Here is a 17,611-nt window from a genome sequence, read left to right as displayed (position 1 = left end):
AGAGATATGGCAAGTGTAGCTTTAAGCAAGTTGGTTGAGAAACTGGATTTAAAGAATATGACTCCGGATGTGGATATGTCTGCTATTAAGATTACCCTCCCGGATATTAACCGTCCTGCATTGCAGCTGACGGGATATTTTGATCATTTTGATTCTGATCGCGTACAGATTATCGGATATGTGGAATACACCTATCTGGAACATTTAGACAGAGAAAAGAAGCTTCCGATATATGAGCAGTTTATTTCCAGTAAGATACCATGTATCGTATACACCACAAGGACAGAGCCGGATGCAGATATGATGGAACTGGCGAATAAATATAATGTTCCTATTTTCACTACCAGGAAGACTACATCCTCTTTTATGGCTGAGATTATCCGCTGGCTGAATGTGGAACTGGCTCCCTGTATTTCCATACACGGCGTTCTGGTGGACGTTTATGGTGAAGGGGTCCTGATTATGGGCGAAAGCGGTATTGGTAAGAGTGAGGCTGCATTGGAGCTGATTAAGAGAGGGCACCGGCTTGTTTCGGATGACGTTGTTGAGATCCGTAAAGTCAGTGACGAAACCATAATTGGTTCTGCACCGGATATAACCAGGCATTTCATCGAACTCCGCGGTATAGGAATCATTGATGTGAAAACACTGTTTGGTGTGGAAAGTGTTAAGAATACACAGTCTATCGATCTGGTAATTAAACTGGAAGAATGGGACAGAGAAAAAGAATATGACAGACTGGGATTGGAAGAGGAATATACAGAATTCCTTGGAAATCAGGTGGTTTGCCATTCATTGCCGATCCGTCCGGGCAGAAACCTGGCTGTTATCGTAGAATCTGCTGCAGTTAACCACAGACAGAAAAAGATGGGTTATAATGCTGCGCAGGAATTATATAACCGCGTACAGAATAGTCTTGCAAAAAGACGCGGACCAGAAGGAGAATAAAGAATTATGAAGAAATATTGTTTTGGAATTGATATTGGTGGTACATCCGTAAAATGCGGTCTCTTTGACGTGAAAGGGGAAGTTCTTGACAAATGGGAAATTAAAACAAGAACAGAGAATAACGGAATTAATATTATTCCGGATGTGGCAGGCGCTATCAATAATAAAATATTAGAAAAGCAGCTGGAAAGAGAAGATATCGCAGGCGTTGGTATCGGCGTACCGGGACCGGTTAACGAAGCAGGTGATATCCTGTGTGCAGTTAATCTTCACTGGGGCTATGTAAATCTCGTGGAACAGATGGAAAAGCTGATTGGTCTTCCTGTAAAAGCCGGAAACGATGCCAATGTAGCGGCTCTTGGAGAGATGTGGAAAGGCGGCGGCGCCGGATATCATAATGTAGTTATGGTAACTCTTGGTACGGGTGTTGGCGGCGGAATCATTATTAATGGACAGATCGTTACGGGTTCTCATGGAGCAGGCGGAGAGATCGGCCATGTTCATGTGGAAGACAGTATGGAAGAAGCATGCAACTGTGGTAACAAAGGCTGTCTGGAACAGGTAGCATCCGCAACCGGAATTGTCAGATTAGCCAATGCACGTCTGGCTGCTGATGCAGAGCCGTCTGTACTGCGTGATGGAGAAGTATCAGCTAAAACAGTATTTGATGCTGTGAAAGCAGAAGATAAAGTAGCAATGGAAATAGCAGAAAGTTTTGGTAAATATCTGGGCAGTGCCCTGTCTGTAATCGCAGGTGTGGTAGATCCGGAAGTCTTCGTTATTGGCGGAGGCGTTTCAAAAGCCGGAGATATTTTGCTGGATTATATTCGTAAATACTATAATACATATGCTTTCAGTGCCTGTAAAGATGCTGTGTTTGCACTGGCGGAGCTGGGTAATGATGCAGGGATCTTCGGCGCAGCTAAGATGATCCTGTAGGCATACTTACAGAGGCATACAGTAAAAGGATTCATAATAGAAATAGACCACATTCCTCTAAAACATGCACAGGCAGGAATCTTATCCTGCCTGACCGGGCATATATCAGAGGTGCTGTGGTCTTTTCAAATCCAGAAGCTCCTGAAAAAGTTCTGTTTCCTGAGTATGGATGTCTTCAACTTTGACAGATATGCCTGCCAGCAGATCAGTATCTCCGGTTTCGGACAGGGCCCACATCGCATCAGCCACAGTATCCCATTGATCAGCCACAGCTAAAAAGCGTACACCGATATCTTTTAAATTTTCTAAGCCAGTAACGTCAGCAGCTTCGATTAAAAAATCCCCATACATACTTCGGAAAATTCCACCACCGGTACCGCCGTCGGCGTGAATCATAAAATAATTCGTACTACCGGATCTTTTTCTTTTTTCTAAATCAAAATTTTTCCATTTCAAAACTTCTTTCGAAAACTTTTTAATTCCATTCAGTCCAAGGAGATGGGCAGGCGCATTTCGCATACTAAGGCAATTTTCCTGTATAGCGTCCAGTATCATTTCCTTTGAAACGGGACGGATGTGAGAGAAATCAAATTCCAGATATTTGTTATGTGCAGGAAACGGGCGATGATGGCTGGAACGTGCATTTTCTGTTTCTTCATAAGATACCAGGTGGTAATCCCGGGCAATGCTGCCTTTGGGAGTACGGATTGGATGATGGCGGCTGTCACGATCGCTGATATAGAATATCTTCTGATCATCGTCATATCCGAATAATACAACAGCATGGGCGCCAAAATGATAGTCCTCATCCAGGTTTAAATATTTTAAGTAGGGCATATCAACATAGATGAAAACGGGATGGTTCTGGTCGATGGAATTCCTGGCGGATGCAAATGCTTTCATATAATCCTTTTGCTGCCGGCAGCGGATGGTTATATTCAGCCTGTTAGCCAGAATTTCTTCAAAGACAAAAGGTTTGATACGTCCGTTAATCATGGGGGAGGCTACCTGGTTCAGATAACAAAACGATATGCCGCAACCCAGACCAAGAAGCATTTCTTCTGACATCGGATGTCCATAGTAATTGAAAATTAGTTTTAGAGCATTTGTGATACAGTGTTTTCCGCCGCCGGGGGTAAAATCAGAGATTATTTTTTTCATATCAGATACCTTTCTGGAAAATAAATTTGTTTGGTAAGTATAGAATAAGGGGTGCCGCGCGGGGGAAAGTCAAGAGGGAAAGGAGAATTTACAGATAGTCGGATGGATAGTCCGAATTGTAACAGTACAAAGTCCTTATAGTTGTAGAAATAAAAATCCTGCTATTCTATAATACCCGTATCAAATAAAACATTAACGGAGGAAAAGGAGGATTATGATATGAAGTTTAAAAAAGTTATGGCGGGAGTACTGTGCACTGCACTGGCAGCAGGTATGATATCCGGATGCGGCGGAAACACTGAGGGAAGCAGTAGTGGTAACGGCAAAGAAAGTACAGCTGCAGCGGCGGATTCAAAAAGCAAAGAAACTTATAAGGTTACCATGGCATATATCGGCGATGCTTATGAAGAAGCAGAGCCTGCGGTTCTGGAGAAAGTGAATGAAATATTGAAAAAGGATATCAACATGGAGCTGGATCTGGTACCTTGTTCCTGGGGGACTTATACCAATGAATTGTCCCTGATGCTATCCGGAGACGAAGCTTTGGATATTGTTCCAATAATTGTAACCAATGCAGCGGGGTATGTAAGTAACGGACAGGTGTTGGACTTGACGGATTATATTGAAAAATATGGTACCAACATGAAGAAATATGTGGATGCAGATTTCCTGAAATCCCCCCGGATCGGTGATTTTACGTATGGGGTAACGACTATGCGGGAACAGATCACCTGGGAAGGAATTATGATGAGAACGGATCTTTTAGAGGAATCCGGATTCAAGGCAGAGGATATCAAAAGCGTGGATGATTTGGACAAGATTTTTGCAGCGGTAAAGGAAAAGCATCCGGATATGACTATGCTTGCAAGTACACAGGCAGGAACTCCGTTATTCAGATGGGAAACGGCAGATTTTCTCACAGATGGATTTGGAACGCTGATGGATAAAGGGCAGTCTACGGATGTTGTAAACCTCTATGAGACAGAGGAATTTAAAACATTTGCAAAGAAATTATATGACTGGAATCAGGCGGGATACATTTCCAAGGACGGTGCCACTACTACCGAAATACTGGTAAATCAGGTAAAGGCCGGAACAGCATTTTCCTATTTTACACCCCTCAAAGCAGGTGCCGAGGAACAGGATGAATTGTCAACGGGTTATGATTTAAGTTCTGCCTCGTTATTTGGTGATCCATATATCACAAGTTACAGTGTGAACTTTAATACCTGGGGAATTGCAAGGAATTCAAAGAATCCGGATAAGGCGTTCCAGTGTCTGGACTATATCTATGGAAGTCCCGAAATTATGAATTTGCTGAACTGGGGAATTGAAGGAGAACATTATCAATTTGTGGATAAGGAAAAGGGAATCATCACTTATCCGGAAGGTGTTGATGCATCCAATAAGAAATATGGTCTGAATATTGGCTGGGAACTTCCGAATCAGACAATTGCCTATGTCTGGGAAGGGGAAGATCCATCAAAATGGGATACACAAAATGAATTAATCCAGAAGGCATCCAGATCAAAGGCGCTGGGATTTACCTATGATTCTACCAATGTGGCAGGGGAATTAACTGCATTGACAAATGCAAAGAACCAATTTTATGACGCCATTGGAACGGGGTCACTGGAGCCGGAAGCGGCAATCGGGCAGTTTAATGATGCGCTTTACAAAGCGGGGCTGCAGACTGTAATAGATGAGAAGCAGAAACAGTTGGATGAATGGCTGGCAGCGCAAAAGTAGGAAGGAGAACTTTATGGCATTTCGGAAGGTAAATGGTACAGAACAAGGTACGGCAGCCATTGCAGCAGCAGGGCGTAAAAAGAGCAAAAGAGTACAATTCAGAAAGTGGCTGCCGGTATTTATCATGATGGCGCCCGCACTGATTTATCTATTGATTAATAATTATCTTCCGATGCTGGGATTGGTAATTGCATTCAAAAAGGTGAATTTTTCCACAGGGATTTTTCAAAGTCCCTGGTGCGGGCTGGATAATTTTAAGTTTTTATTTAATACAAGTGATGCGTGGACCATAACCAGAAATACGCTGTTGTATAATTTCGCTTTTATCATTGTAAATACCCTGATGGGGATTCTGATTGCGGTTCTCATAAGTGAAATCCGGTCTAAAAAGGGGAAGACGATTTATCAAAGTTCGGTATTGCTGCCATTTTTGATGTCCTATGTAATCGTTTCCTATATTGTATACGCTCTGTTTAGCGGAGACAATGGAATGCTGAATAATACTATACTTCCGGCATTTGGCATGGAGCCTGTAAACTGGTATGCAGAGGCAAAGTATTGGCCGGTAATTCTGGTGGTTGTGAACTGCTGGAAGGGCGTGGGCTATGGAACCCTTATTTATATCGCTGCTATTGCAGGAATTGACAGTTCCTATTACGAAGCGGCAGCTCTTGACGGTGCAGGAAAATTAAAGCAGATTTTTTATGTAACACTTCCGGCACTGGTTCCTTCTATTATAACCTTAACGCTGCTGAACATAGGAAGAATTTTTTATTCGGATTTCAGCCTGTTCTATCAGGTGCCCATGAACTCCGGGATGTTATATGCCACCACACAAACCATAGATACCTATGTATATAGGGGGCTCTTGACACTGGGGGATGTGGGTATGTCTTCGGCAGCCGGATTTTATCAATCCTGTGTAGGCTTTATTCTGGTCATGGTATCTAATCTGATCGTGAAAAAGATCAGCCCAGATAACGCACTTTTTTAGGAAAGGAGAGTCATAGATTATGATAATAAGTAAATCACAAAAGACTGCAATGGTCTTTGTACATATTTTTTTAACCGCTTTGGCGCTAATGATGATTCTGCCGTTTATACTGCTGTTTATCGGTTCTATAACGGAAGAAAATACGCTGATTGCAAATGGATACTCTTTCTTTCCAAAGGTATTAAGTACATCCGCTTATGAATATTTAATTCAAAGCTCGGGAGAGATTGGAAGAGCGTACATGATGACCATTCTCATCACGGTAGTGGGGACGGGGTTAAATATTTTGCTTTCATCTATGCTGGCTTATGGTTTGTCCCTCCAGAATCTTCCATTTAAACGGCTAATCTCCTTTTTTGTATTTTTTACCATGCTGTTTAATGGAGGTCTGGTTCCCACGTATCTGATGTATACCACTTATTTACATATCAAAGATACTTTTGCCGGACTGGTTGTTCCCCAATTCCTGGTCAGCGCTATGAATGTTATTATGATTCGGACATTTTTTACAAACAGTATTCCATCGGCACTTTACGAAGCAGCCAACATTGATGGAGCCGGGCATTTTCGGATTTTCAAAACTATTGTTCTGCCTCTTGGAAAACCGATTCTGGTATCTATGGGACTCTTTTCCGCTCTGACCTACTGGAATGACTGGACCAATGCGCTGTATTATATCCGGGATAAGAGAAGCCTGTGGGGGATACAGAGTCTGTTAAATAAAATGATTACAGATATCCAGTATCTTGCCCAGAACCCCAATGCGGGGGCTCAGGTGGATATGAGTAATATGCCAAGCGCATCTATGCGTATGGCAATCGCATTTATCGGCGTGCTTCCCATTCTTTGTATTTTCCCATTCCTGCAGAAGTATTTTGCAAAAGGTATTGCGGTAGGAGCTGTCAAAGGTTAAACTAAAACAAACGAATGATATAGGCAAGGCAGCCATCTGTTGGCGGAAGTTCAGAAGATTGTAATGGGGGGACCGGCAATATGTTATCAAAAGAAAAGCGTACTATGGAGGAGAAATTTCGGAAATATGATTTTGTCAGGTTACTGAAGTGGTTTTCTTTGCTGCTTATTCTAATGGTAATTATTAATGTCGGACTTAGTATGTATGCCTCCTATACGGTTTCAAAATACAGCCGTGACGGAAGAATTCAGGTTCTGGACAGCCAGATTCAGGGGATTCAGAATACCATGGATACAATAAAAGAAAATGTAGCCACAGAGCTTGGATATGATATCGAGCTGGAAAGGCTGGCTAGTGTCACAGACGAACGGGAATCCATACTGCTGCAAAGAAGTGTGAAGAAGCAGTTAAGCAAATGGAGCGTACAGAGTGATCATCTTGTAAACTATGCGGTATATCTTCAAAAAGGGGAGATTATGGTAAATGGATGTGCTACGGATTCTGCCTATGATAATTGGAGAAAGGCCGGAGGAAAGCTGCTTAAATTTGCCATAGAAGAAGCAGAAAAGGGCAGGTGGCTCATGCACGATTTAGATGGGGAAACTTACCTGATATATGTGCGCAGGAATAATGACATGTATATGTTTTCCTGGATGCAGTTAAACCAGCTGCTGCGCTCTGTTGATAACAATGCTTTTGGAGAGGATTATTATATCGCCGTCACCTCAAAGGAAAATGCAGTATACAGCGGAAGTGAAAAGCTGAAAGAGGATCGTATTGATCTGTCGGGGGTTTCAGATGATGAAGTGAGCGTAAGCCTATTAAAAGGGTATACGGTGATCCGGCGTCCCGGCACGGAAGATTATGACTTCACACTGGTGATTCATGAACAGAATGTAATGAATCTCTTGAAATTTCAGTTTGTTGCAGGCATGTCAATTACAATTCTCGGACTTTTTTTACTGATATTCCTTTACTTCTTGTATCGGACATTGGTACATCCCATTCAGACATTTACAGAGAACATTGACCGCCTGAACGAAGACGAGGGTTACTCGGTAGCTACTCATTACCAGATTAACGAACTTGGAAAGGCAAGCGAGATGCTTGCCAACCTGGTAAGCCGGATTAAGAATCTGAAAATTAATATCTACGAAAAGACGTTAGAACAGCAAAAAATCAAAATGGATTTCCTGACGCTTCAAATTGAACCGCATTTTTACTTGAATTGTCTGAACATTATCTACAATATGGCACAGATGGGAAAAGACAAAGAAATACAGGAGTTATCCAAAAATGTATCCGCATATTTAAGGTATATTTTTAAGAGTAATGAAAACATGGTATGTTTGGGTGAGGAACTTGAACACACCAGGAGATATCTTAAAATTCAGGAAATTCGTTATAAAGGAGGATTCCGTTCCGACATCCATGTAGAAGAAAGTGTTTTGGATGCAAAAATACCACCCCTGATACTGCAGACCTTTGTAGAAAATACAATCAAACATGCTATGACCTTTGATTACGAAACGAAAATTCTGGTAATTGTACGCAGAGTAAAAATACATGGTAAGTATAAGCTGGAATTGATTGTGGAAGATAACGGAGAAGGATTTCAGGCGGATATCATGGAAAAATTGAACCGGAAAGAAGATATCTCCCATGACGGCAAACAGATAGGGGTTATGAATGTGATTAAACGTCTGGGGCTTTTCTTTGGAAATGAAGCAGAAGCAGAGTTCTACAACAAAGAGGATCAGGGAGCAGGGGTTCGGCTGTATATGCCATTTATTTGGAACGAGGAGGAAAAGGATGAACTTATTACTTGTAGATGATGACGCCTATGTATTGGAAGCCGTTAAAAATACCCTGGACTGGAAACAACTTCAGATTGAAAATGTCTATACTGCCCAGAGTGTTAGAAATGCAAAAAAGATCATACTGGATGTACCGATTCATCTGGTGGTTTCCGATATTGAAATGCCACGTGAAAATGGACTGGAACTGATCTCGTGGATACGGCAGCAGGATCTTGTGATAAAGGATATCCTTCTCACCAGCTATGCGGAGTTTGAATACGCAAGACAGGCGGTGAAGCTGGGGTGTTTTGCTTATACGCTAAAACCAATTGATTATGGAGAACTTGAGGAGCTTTTGAGAAAGGCAGCAGCGGCAGAGCAGGAGGAACTGGAGCGGCTGGATTACCGCAGATACTATGATCACTGGAACCAGACAGAAAAGAGCCGGAAGGAATCTTTCTTTCGGGGGCTGATGCTGGAGCAGCAGATCCCAGGCCAAAAGGATCTGGAAGCTGCACTGGAGCGTTATATGCTTCGCTATGAAGATTCAGTCCGGTTTGTAGTAGCAGTCTGCCAGCTTTACGATTATGAATGGGCTTATAATGATCTGGGTATGGGAATGCTGGTGTGGTCTATGAAAAATGTGTTAGAAGAGTTGTTTGACACTCCTGATACACATGTAGAATGTGTGCTTTCCCATACGAAATCTTCCTGCATTGTGGTGATTAAAACCATGGGAGAAGATGCACTTTACAAAATAGGGGAAAAAGGGAAAAACCTGATCGAAAATATTACAAGGCATTTTCGGTCAAATTGTTGTTTTGCAGTGGGAAATGTCTGCAGAATACTTCAAATACAGGAAAGCTTTGCAGATGTGGCACAGATGCTGGATCACTGTGCAGACGGGGAAGGACAGGTGGTAATGCAGCAGGACTTTGTGTATAAAGAAGCAGATTATCAGCCGCCCAATTGGCAGATCTGGGAGAGCCTCATGCAGGAGAGCAGTTCTATCATGCCTGTTGTGAATGAGTATTTAGACAACCTTGTAAAAAGAAAATCTGCAAATACAGAGATACTCTCCAGATTCACACTGGATTTCGCCCATACATTCCGCCTTGCTTATCAAAAAGAAGGTATCAGCACGGAAGAATTGGAAGAAGCTGGATACCGTATACATAACTTAAAGGATGCCATACATTCCGTAAAGGAATGTAAAATATTTATTGAAAAGATGGTGGGGGAGGCCGCCAGGCTTCTGAATGAAAAGCAGCAGTCTAATTCAGTAGTAGAAAAGGTGAAAAGATTTATTGATGAAAATCCTGATCAGGAAATAACCAGAGAATCATTAGCAGAAAAAGTATATTTGAATCCGGACTATCTGGCTAGAATTTTTAAAAAAGAGGTAGGGGAACCCATCGGTGTATATCTGGCAAATCAGAGAATCAGACTGGCTAAGGAATATTTGGAAAAGACGGAAGAACCGGTGAATCTGATTTCCATAAAAGCAGGATATGATAATTTTTCCTATTTTTCAAAGATGTTTAAAAATATGGTGGGGATGTCGCCAAAGGAATACCGCAGTCAATTTCGAAAATAAAGAGGATATACTGTAATAAAAAAATGGAGAAGAAATCTTATTATTTAGATTTCTTCTCCGTTTTTTGCTGTATACAATGGTTTTATTGCGGTGGAGCATCAATTACCCCGTCGCCATTGGTATTCCCCCCCGGATAGGAAGGCGGTGTGGTCTGGCCTCCGTTTCCCTGGTTTTGATCACCCGGAGGTGTAGTTCCATTGCCCGTACCGTTTCCTGTTCCTTCTCCATTGCCCTCACCGGTTGTATCATCCGGAGTGTTGGTTCCGGGGTACGATGGTTTATTGGCATCTTCCGGATTCTGTGGTTTGTTTTCTTCTCCGTCCGGTGAAGTCTCAGATTCTTTTTTATTTTTATCTTTATCTCCTTTTAGCAGATCAGATAATTTGTCCAGTATGGTGTGTCCGCTGCAGGTGCCGCCTGGCGGTGCATAAGCAGAATCGTCGGTAGTTCCTTCGCTTCCCGTCGGTCTTTGAACGAAGACCTTGGTTACAGGTTCACAGGTGCTGGTTGCTTTCAGTCCGGTCTTAGAACAGATCTTGACAGCTACGTGTACATCACATTCAGCTACCGGCTGTGTACCTCTTACATAGTATTCAGTGTATACCTGAGAGCCTCTTGGATCTGCACTGCAGACACCCGGTATTGCAAGCTTGCCGGATTTTTTACAAACCGAAGCGGTTACAATATCCTCCGGCTGTTCAAATTCTTTTACAGGAAGATCCTGGTGAATCCTCTGCATAATAGCGTTCCAGAGTACCTTGCTGTAGGAGTGGTAAATATCTCCGTCAGGAAGGGCTACATTATTGTCATAGCCGCCCCAGATACCGCAGGTATAATAGGGTGTATAACCTTCAAACCAGATATCCTTTGTATCATCCGTGGTACCTGATTTGCCGGCTACCGGCATATCACCCAGATTAATGGTTCCATATGCAGTACCTTCCGGTTTTTTAATAACATCTTCCATGGCACTTGTCAGCAGGAACGCAGTGGATTGCTTAACTGCACTGGAGCTGACAGGCGTGGTGTTATCAATGACGATATTTCCGTTCAGATCCTCAATCTTAGAATAAAATTTCGGCTCGATATACTGGCCTTTATTAGCAATGGCGGCGTATGCACCCGTAAGTTCCAGATTCACAACACCGTCCCGTACACCACCCAAAGCCAATGGCTGGTTAGCGTCCGTCAGGACATCTCCGTTACTATTCACATCATGGTTATAAAGTGTTGTGATACCAAATTTCTCGGCATAATCTATACCTGTCTGAGGAGATATATCCGTCAGACATTTTACGGCTATGACGTTGATGGACTTGGTAATGGCGGAGCGGATCGTTTCTAAACCGCTGTATCCATAATCGCTGTCCCAGTTCCGGACTTCCGGCCCGTTGGTATAATTATAAGGTGCGTTATCATAAACGGTGGAAAGTGTCATGCCTGCACGGTCAATTGCAGGACCATACACGGTAATCGGCTTAAAAGTAGATCCCGGCTGTCTTCTGGTAGAAGTGGCACGGTTTAATGTCAGGCTGGCTTCCTTGTTACCCCGTCCGCCTACGATGGCTTTTACATAGCCGGTACTCTGATCAATAATTACCACGGAAGCCTGGGGCTGTGGAATCAGTGAGATACGTTCTGAGAGCACCGTATCGCCGGATTTCATAACAGCCTGCTTATACTGCGCAGCATAGGAATTCGCGGTATCGGAATCAGGAAACATCATATTAAAGGATGCATCCTGTGCTTCAAAATACACTCTCATACTCTCGCTGTCATAGAAAGATGCCTCTCCGTCAGCGGATTCCAGAGTCAAAGCATAGTCCAGGCCGATTAAAGTTCCGGATGGGAAATTAGCAGGATTCGCAAATTCTTCATCACAAATCTGCTGAATATTTTTGTCCTGGTTGGAAAATACTTTTAAACCGCCGGAATACAGAGCTTTATAAGCCTGATTCTGGGTGTAGCCTTTGATTTCCATCAGGTCGTCCATAGCCTGGTCGATCAAAGCATCTTCATAATAACTGTAGATTGATGTCTCGCCGGTTTCCACATCGGTTTCCTGGATTCTGGAATAGACATCATCATTCAGAGCTTCATCATATTGTGTCTGATCAATGTACCCCTGTTCAAGCATATGGTTTAATACTTTAACACGTCTTTTTGCATTCTCTTCCGGATAAAGGATAGGATTGTAACCGGAAGGATTCTGGGTAATACCTGCGATAACAGTACTTTCAGAAAGGGTAAGCTCCGATACATCCTTGTTGAAGTAGCGATGAGCGGCAGCCTGAACGCCATACGCACCTGCTCCCAGGTTAATGGTATTCAGATAATCTTCCAAAATCTGATCTTTTGTAAGGCTTTTTTCCAACTGCAGTGCCAGGTACTGCTCCTGGAATTTACGCTTGAATCGCTCCGCAAGGGAAGATTCGCTGACCCAGTCGGGAAATACATTGTTCTTTAAAAGCTGCTGGGTAATGGTACTGGCGCCTTCGGAAAAGTTCCCGCTGCTGACACCTACAACAAACGCACGGATAATTCCGCGGACATCAATACCGTTATGTTCATAGAAACGTTCATCTTCTACTGCAACTACGGCGTGCTGCAGGTCAATGGGTATTTTATCAATAGTAACCGGAGTTCGGTTAGAATCCGATGCAGTCAGCTTCTGGATGGGATTTCCATCGGTATCATAAATGTAAGTTGCCGCCTGGGTAGGTGCTACGCTCATACCGGAAATATCAGGCGCATTTTTTATCAGTCCATTGATCAGACCAAACCCAATGCATGTCCCACCAACGATCAGGGCAACGAAACATATTAGCAATACTTTAACAAAAGTGAAGCCAATTTTTTTGCCCACCTTCGCAGAAGTCTGTTCTTTTTGTTTTTTGGAAATTTCTTTTTTTCCATAATTCATAGGCACGGCCTCCTTAATACTTGCAAACAGCGGAATTGGATCCATAGACTTACAGAAATTCCACTGGTCTATGTATTATAACAAATAAAGTAGATGAAATAAAGGGTGAAGTAACAAGTTCATTTTTTTTTAAGTACTTCATAAAATATATAGATTGTGAAAATGGGCTTCTTATCTTATAATGTACGCAAAGAGAAATTTGTATACATCCCCTTTTAGCTGAAATTTGTGAAAAAACGGACACAAATAAAAAAAGAGGGCGTTACATTAAGAAAAGGATGATCAGTTATGAAAAATCTGAAAATAGTCTATTTGGGCGGCGAGGGAGAAATCAGTGAAAAAAAGTCCCGGTTTATCGCCACGGTTCAGCCTGTCATCAATGAAGAAGAGGCATTGGAATTTATTGCGGCAATGAAAAAGAAATACTGGAATGCTTCACACAATTGTTTTGCATTCGTTCTAGGGGAAAATCAGGAAATACAAAGATGCAGCGATGATGGGGAACCCGGCGGAACTGCCGGCAAACCTATGCTGGATGTTTTGCTGGGAGAAGAAATCCACAATGCAGTTGTAGTTGTGACCAGATATTTTGGAGGCACGCTGTTAGGAACGGGAGGACTTGTACGGGCTTATTCAAAAGCGGTCCAGGAAGGACTGCGGGAAAGCATTGTCATTACGAAGCAGCATGGGTGGATTCTGGAGATTAAAACAGATTATAATGGTATCGGCAGGATACAGTATTTACTGGGGCAGAGAAAGATCGCTGTCCTGGATTCGGAATATACGGATATTGTAATAGTCAAAGCATTAGTTCCGGGTGATGAACTTCTGGATCTGAAAGGGGAAATTACCGAGGGAACAAACGGCAAAGCGAAATACTTAAGTGAAACAGAGGTTTATTTTGCATTTATTGATGGGAAACCTGAGATTTTTTCCTGAGAAAACGGCAGCTTGCAGGGGTCCCGGTAATTCAGCACTTGAATTATTTGATGATTGCTAGTAGAATAGTGGAAGAAAAGCTTTAAAAATCAGATTGAGGATATAATAATGAATAATATAAATCAGAAACCAATCGGCATATTTGACTCAGGAGTAGGAGGTTTGACCGTTGCCAGAGAGGTCATGCGCAACAGCCCTCAGGAGAGGATTGTCTATTTCGGCGATACTGCGCGGGTGCCTTATGGCAGTAAATCAAAAGATACCATTTTAAAATATTCCAGGCAGATCATACGTTTTCTGCAGACACAGGAAGTAAAGGCGATTGTGATTGCCTGCAATACGGCCAGTGCATTTGCTTTAGAAGAAGTGCAAAAAGAACTGGATATTCCAATTATCGGAGTAGTAAAGCCGGGAGCCATGGTGGCATGCGAGACAACCAGAAATGGAAAAATCGGGGTTATCGGAACCGAAGGTACGGTAAACAGTCATATGTATCTGGATTTTATCTGTGGACAGAATCCGGATATTCAGGTGATCGGAAAAGCCTGCCCGCTGTTTGTGCCTCTGGTAGAAGAGGGGCTGTTAAAAGATCCGGTAACCGTAGAGATAGCAAACCGCTATCTGTCAGAATTAAAAGAACAGGACATTGATACGCTGATCTTAGGCTGTACCCATTACCCGCTGATTCGGTCTACAATCGGAGCGATCATGGGAGATAAGGTAACACTTGTAAATCCTGCTTATGAAACAGCAAGGGGATTAAAAGAATTATTACAGAAAAAGGGAATCGCCAATACAGAAAGCTATGGGGAAGATGAGACACCTTACCAGTTTTTTGTAAGTGATGCGGCGGACAAATTCAAACAGTTTGCCAATTCTATTTTACCATATGATATTGAAACCACAAAACAAATCAATATAGAAGAATTTTAAGGTGAGTACGATGACGGGAGAAGTGTTAATAAGTATCAAAGGAATGCAGACACTGGAAACCAGCGGTGAAGATCCGGTGGAGGTTGTGACTGCCGCGAAGTATCTGCAGAAAGACGGAAAACATTATATCAGTTACGAAGAAGTTATGGAAGGCATGGATGGAAAGATCCAGAATCTGATTAAATTAAAAGAGGATGGTCTGGAAGTTACAAAACGGGGACTGACCAATGTACATATGGTGTTTGAGCAGAATAAAAAAAATATGACGTATTATGATACACCATTTGGAAATCTCCTGATTGGAATTTCAGCTACCAGTATCCATGTGGATACGTCGGATGACAATATTGATGTGAAAGTGGACTATGCCCTGGAAGTTAATTATGAACATCTGGCTGACTGCTGTATTAATATGAATATTAAATCCATGGACAACAAGAGCTTTCAGTTAATGGGAAACTAAGAATGTAATATAAGAATGTAATATATGTATAAAGAACCGGTCAGAATGAAATAATATATTCTGACCGGTTCTTAATATGTAGATGCTTATTTTTTCTTTTTATCTTTGTCCTTGGTTTTGTTTCCTGTAATTTTGCTTTTTGCCTTCTGGAACCAGTTTTGCTTTTTCTGTGGAACTTCCAAAGGACCGCGAACACCTTTGACTTCGGTAATGTAGATACCGCTTACTACGGCTTTAACTTCTTTCTTAATCGGAACTACATCGTAGATTTTAGCATCACATACAAGAGTCATGATCTTAGGGCCGACTTTCGCTTTTACGATCGGAAGCTTTGAACCACGCATAAGTCGCGGGGTCTGGTCAATTACCATCTGCGGAAGGCCGGACTCTTTTATTTTTAGCCGCTTTTTATCGATTATCAGCATGGATACCGTTTGCTTGGCTGCCTCCATCTGTTCTTGTTGAATGGCTTGTTTTTTCTGTGCTTTTCGTCCAAAGAAGTACAGGACGCCCAATAATACGACCAGAACTGCTAAAATAATCAGCAGAACAGTTAAAAAAGTTGACATAGGTTACCCTCCTGAATAAAGTAGAATCGGTAGAATCAAATATTTTTCACACCTTGTTACATTCTACCATTCTTTCCTTAAAAGTGCAATATTTCTTTATTTTTTCTTAAAAAACTATTTTGAGGTAGATTTTAGTGCGGAATATGCTATAATATAACAGATGCAGTCCGCATAAAATATGAGGACTGGTAGATTTAACAATACATTGAGGGAGGAAGAGAATGGAGACAAACGGAAAAGATAATCGGGCAGAAGCCAGAAAAGCAAAACGCAAAAAACAAGTGCTGATGGGGAAAATCATTATTGCAGTATTAGTTTTGGTTATTGCGGCGCTTTGTTTCTTTTTAATAAAGGGTGTACTTGACAAAAAAAATAATACGAACGGAACTTCATCATCGGGTAATAAGCAGACGGAAAGTCAGTCTGGAGCAAGTGAAAAGCAGGAATCAGAGACACAAAAAGTAACCGAAGCACCGCAGGAAGACCTGGTAGCAAAAGCGGACAGGCTTGCAGCAATGTATGACTATGATGCAGCGATCGAGCTTCTTAAGAGTTCAGCAGGTTATGCCAATGATACAGCCATGCAGTCTAAAGTATCCGGATACGAAGCAACCAAGGCAACCTGTGTGGAATATCCCCTGGAAGAGGTAACTCACGTATTTTACCATTCACTGGTTAAAGATACGAAGCGGGCTTTCGGACCTGGTGACCACACTTCAGGCGGAATCAACCAGGTTATGACAACAATTGAAGAGTTTAACAAAATTACACAGTCTATGTATGAAAAAGGCTATGTAATGGTAAAGCTTTCCGATATGGCTACGTTTGATGAAAACGGCAACCTCGTAAAAGGCAAGATTATGCTGCCGCCGGATAAAAAGCCATTTGTCCTTTCACAGGATGATGTGAGCTACTATCATTACCAGGAAGGCTATGGTATGGCTGATAAACTGGTTGTGGATGAAAATGGGGAAGTGAAAACTTCTTATACGGAAGACGATGGTTCGGTGACGATTGGTAACGATGACATGGTACCGTTAATTGATGAATTTGTTAAAGAGCATCCGGATTTTTCCTATCGCGGAGCAAAAGGAACACTGGCAATGACCGGATATAACGGTGTGTTTGGATATCGTACGGATATCGTGTACAAGACCAGAGATCCGGAAAGTTTAGATACAGATCAGAAAGTTTGGCTGGACAAACACCCTGATTTCAATTATGATCAGGATGTGGCAGATGCAACGAAAGTAGCGGATGCAATGAAAGCCAATGGATGGACATTTGCAAGTCATACCTGGGGGCATCAGCCGGTAGGTACGATTAGTCTGGACAAGCTTAAAGTAGATACGCAGAAATGGCTGGACACTGTAGAACCGATTTTAGGACCTACAAACATTATTATCTTTGCCTTCGGCCAGGATATTGGTCCGGTAGAGGGATATACAGCCGAGAATACAGACGGCAAATTTGAGTATTTGAAGAGTGTTGGATTTGATATCTATTGTAATGTAGATTCATCCCAGTACTGGGTACAGTTTGGTGATAACTTCATGCGTCAGGGCAGAAGAAACCTGGATGGATACAGAATGTATTATAATCCGGAACTGGTAAGTGATTTATTTGATGCGAATTCCGTATTTGATAAGTCCAGACCTACACCTGTCCCGCAAATGTAGTTGTT

The 17,611-nt window shown here is 42.2% G+C and carries 14 protein-coding genes; 11 read left to right on the top strand and 3 right to left on the bottom strand.

Annotated features, from left to right (window positions below; genetic code table 11):
- Positions 1 to 6: 6 nt before the first annotated feature.
- The gene (gene hprK / locus QR40_RS03145; protein ID WP_027293254.1) at positions 7 to 948 is read left to right on the top strand and encodes an HPr(Ser) kinase/phosphatase; all 942 of its coding nucleotides are present in this window, start codon (positions 7 to 9) and stop codon (positions 946 to 948) included.
- A 6-nt stretch (positions 949 to 954) separates the two neighbouring features.
- Positions 955 to 1,887, top strand: coding sequence for an ROK family glucokinase (locus QR40_RS03140; protein WP_044293240.1), 933 nt, complete (start codon positions 955 to 957; stop codon positions 1,885 to 1,887).
- A gap of 105 nt (positions 1,888 to 1,992) precedes the next feature.
- On the opposite strand, the gene QR40_RS03135 is transcribed toward QR40_RS03140, so the two are convergent.
- The gene (locus QR40_RS03135; protein WP_044293239.1) at positions 1,993 to 3,048 is read right to left on the bottom strand and encodes a BtrH N-terminal domain-containing protein; all 1,056 of its coding nucleotides are present in this window, start codon (positions 3,046 to 3,048) and stop codon (positions 1,993 to 1,995) included.
- A gap of 219 nt (positions 3,049 to 3,267) precedes the next feature.
- Here QR40_RS03135 and QR40_RS03130 point away from each other — a divergent pair, with 219 nt between their 5' ends.
- The 5 genes from QR40_RS03130 (at position 3,268) to QR40_RS03110 (ending at position 10,100) form a co-directional block, all read left to right on the top strand.
- Positions 3,268 to 4,797 (top strand): ABC transporter substrate-binding protein, encoded by a 1,530-nt coding sequence (locus tag QR40_RS03130; protein WP_044293238.1) that lies wholly within the window; start codon positions 3,268 to 3,270, stop codon positions 4,795 to 4,797.
- Positions 4,798 to 4,921: 124 nt separating this feature from the next.
- Complete coding sequence (locus tag QR40_RS03125; protein ID WP_044289842.1) at positions 4,922 to 5,791, top strand: ABC transporter permease; 870 nt, start codon at positions 4,922 to 4,924, stop codon at positions 5,789 to 5,791.
- Positions 5,792 to 5,810: 19 nt separating this feature from the next.
- Positions 5,811 to 6,704 carry a carbohydrate ABC transporter permease gene (locus QR40_RS03120; RefSeq protein ID WP_027293259.1) on the top strand — a complete coding sequence of 298 codons (894 nt, stop codon included), beginning with the start codon at positions 5,811 to 5,813 and terminating at the stop codon, positions 6,702 to 6,704.
- A gap of 80 nt (positions 6,705 to 6,784) precedes the next feature.
- A complete protein-coding gene (locus QR40_RS03115; protein ID WP_044293237.1) occupies positions 6,785 to 8,539 on the top strand; it encodes a sensor histidine kinase in 1,755 nt (584 codons plus the stop codon).
- Positions 8,517 to 10,100 (top strand): response regulator transcription factor, encoded by a 1,584-nt coding sequence (locus tag QR40_RS03110; protein WP_044293236.1) that lies wholly within the window; start codon positions 8,517 to 8,519, stop codon positions 10,098 to 10,100. The genes QR40_RS03115 and QR40_RS03110 overlap by 23 nt, the downstream gene beginning before the upstream one ends.
- Positions 10,101 to 10,182: 82 nt before the next feature.
- Here the strand turns inward: QR40_RS03110 and QR40_RS03105 are convergent, their stop codons facing one another.
- Positions 10,183 to 13,023 carry a transglycosylase domain-containing protein gene (locus tag QR40_RS03105; RefSeq protein ID WP_063837565.1) on the bottom strand — a complete coding sequence of 947 codons (2,841 nt, stop codon included), beginning with the start codon at positions 13,021 to 13,023 and terminating at the stop codon, positions 10,183 to 10,185.
- Positions 13,024 to 13,311: 288 nt separating this feature from the next.
- Between QR40_RS03105 and QR40_RS03100 the strand changes: the two genes are divergently transcribed.
- The 3 genes from QR40_RS03100 (at position 13,312) to QR40_RS03090 (ending at position 15,358) form a co-directional block, all read left to right on the top strand.
- The gene (locus QR40_RS03100) at positions 13,312 to 13,962 is read left to right on the top strand and encodes a YigZ family protein (protein WP_044293235.1); all 651 of its coding nucleotides are present in this window, start codon (positions 13,312 to 13,314) and stop codon (positions 13,960 to 13,962) included.
- A 108-nt stretch (positions 13,963 to 14,070) separates the two neighbouring features.
- Positions 14,071 to 14,895 (top strand): glutamate racemase, encoded by an 825-nt coding sequence (murI, locus tag QR40_RS03095; protein ID WP_027293263.1) that lies wholly within the window; start codon positions 14,071 to 14,073, stop codon positions 14,893 to 14,895.
- A gap of 10 nt (positions 14,896 to 14,905) precedes the next feature.
- Positions 14,906 to 15,358, top strand: a complete 453-nt coding sequence (locus QR40_RS03090) for a YwiB family protein (protein WP_027293264.1) — start codon at positions 14,906 to 14,908, stop codon at positions 15,356 to 15,358.
- A gap of 86 nt (positions 15,359 to 15,444) precedes the next feature.
- Here QR40_RS03090 and QR40_RS03085 read toward each other — a convergent pair whose 3' ends face one another.
- Entirely contained in the window at positions 15,445 to 15,927 is a 483-nt protein-coding gene (locus tag QR40_RS03085; protein WP_027293265.1) for a hypothetical protein, read from the bottom strand.
- Positions 15,928 to 16,148: 221 nt separating this feature from the next.
- Between QR40_RS03085 and QR40_RS03080 the strand changes: the two genes are divergently transcribed.
- The gene (locus QR40_RS03080; protein WP_044293234.1) at positions 16,149 to 17,606 is read left to right on the top strand and encodes a polysaccharide deacetylase family protein; all 1,458 of its coding nucleotides are present in this window, start codon (positions 16,149 to 16,151) and stop codon (positions 17,604 to 17,606) included.
- Positions 17,607 to 17,611: the final 5 nt, after the last annotated feature.

This window comes from Robinsoniella peoriensis (genome assembly GCF_000797495.1).
In the GTDB taxonomy this organism is placed as follows: Bacteria; Bacillota; Clostridia; order Lachnospirales; family Lachnospiraceae; genus Robinsoniella; species Robinsoniella peoriensis.
This window is presented reverse-complemented; position numbering and strand designations above follow the sequence as displayed.

Bases quoted from the DNA above. Each gene is read 5' to 3' on its own strand.
- hprK (WP_027293254.1), top strand. From the start codon at position 7: ATGGCAAGTGTAGCTTTAAGCAAGTTGGTTGAGAAACTGGATTTAAAG.
- QR40_RS03140 (WP_044293240.1), top strand. From the start codon at position 955: ATGAAGAAATATTGTTTTGGAATTGATATTGGTGGTACATCCGTAAAA.
- QR40_RS03135 (WP_044293239.1), bottom strand. From the start codon at position 3,048: ATGAAAAAAATAATCTCTGATTTTACCCCCGGCGGCGGAAAACACTGT.
- QR40_RS03130 (WP_044293238.1), top strand. From the start codon at position 3,268: ATGAAGTTTAAAAAAGTTATGGCGGGAGTACTGTGCACTGCACTGGCA.
- QR40_RS03125 (WP_044289842.1), top strand. From the start codon at position 4,922: ATGATGGCGCCCGCACTGATTTATCTATTGATTAATAATTATCTTCCG.
- QR40_RS03120 (WP_027293259.1), top strand. From the start codon at position 5,811: ATGATAATAAGTAAATCACAAAAGACTGCAATGGTCTTTGTACATATT.
- QR40_RS03115 (WP_044293237.1), top strand. From the start codon at position 6,785: ATGTTATCAAAAGAAAAGCGTACTATGGAGGAGAAATTTCGGAAATAT.
- QR40_RS03110 (WP_044293236.1), top strand. From the start codon at position 8,517: ATGAACTTATTACTTGTAGATGATGACGCCTATGTATTGGAAGCCGTT.
- QR40_RS03105 (WP_063837565.1), bottom strand. From the start codon at position 13,023: ATGAATTATGGAAAAAAAGAAATTTCCAAAAAACAAAAAGAACAGACT.
- QR40_RS03100 (WP_044293235.1), top strand. From the start codon at position 13,312: ATGAAAAATCTGAAAATAGTCTATTTGGGCGGCGAGGGAGAAATCAGT.
- murI (WP_027293263.1), top strand. From the start codon at position 14,071: ATGAATAATATAAATCAGAAACCAATCGGCATATTTGACTCAGGAGTA.
- QR40_RS03090 (WP_027293264.1), top strand. From the start codon at position 14,906: ATGACGGGAGAAGTGTTAATAAGTATCAAAGGAATGCAGACACTGGAA.
- QR40_RS03085 (WP_027293265.1), bottom strand. From the start codon at position 15,927: ATGTCAACTTTTTTAACTGTTCTGCTGATTATTTTAGCAGTTCTGGTC.
- QR40_RS03080 (WP_044293234.1), top strand. From the start codon at position 16,149: ATGGAGACAAACGGAAAAGATAATCGGGCAGAAGCCAGAAAAGCAAAA.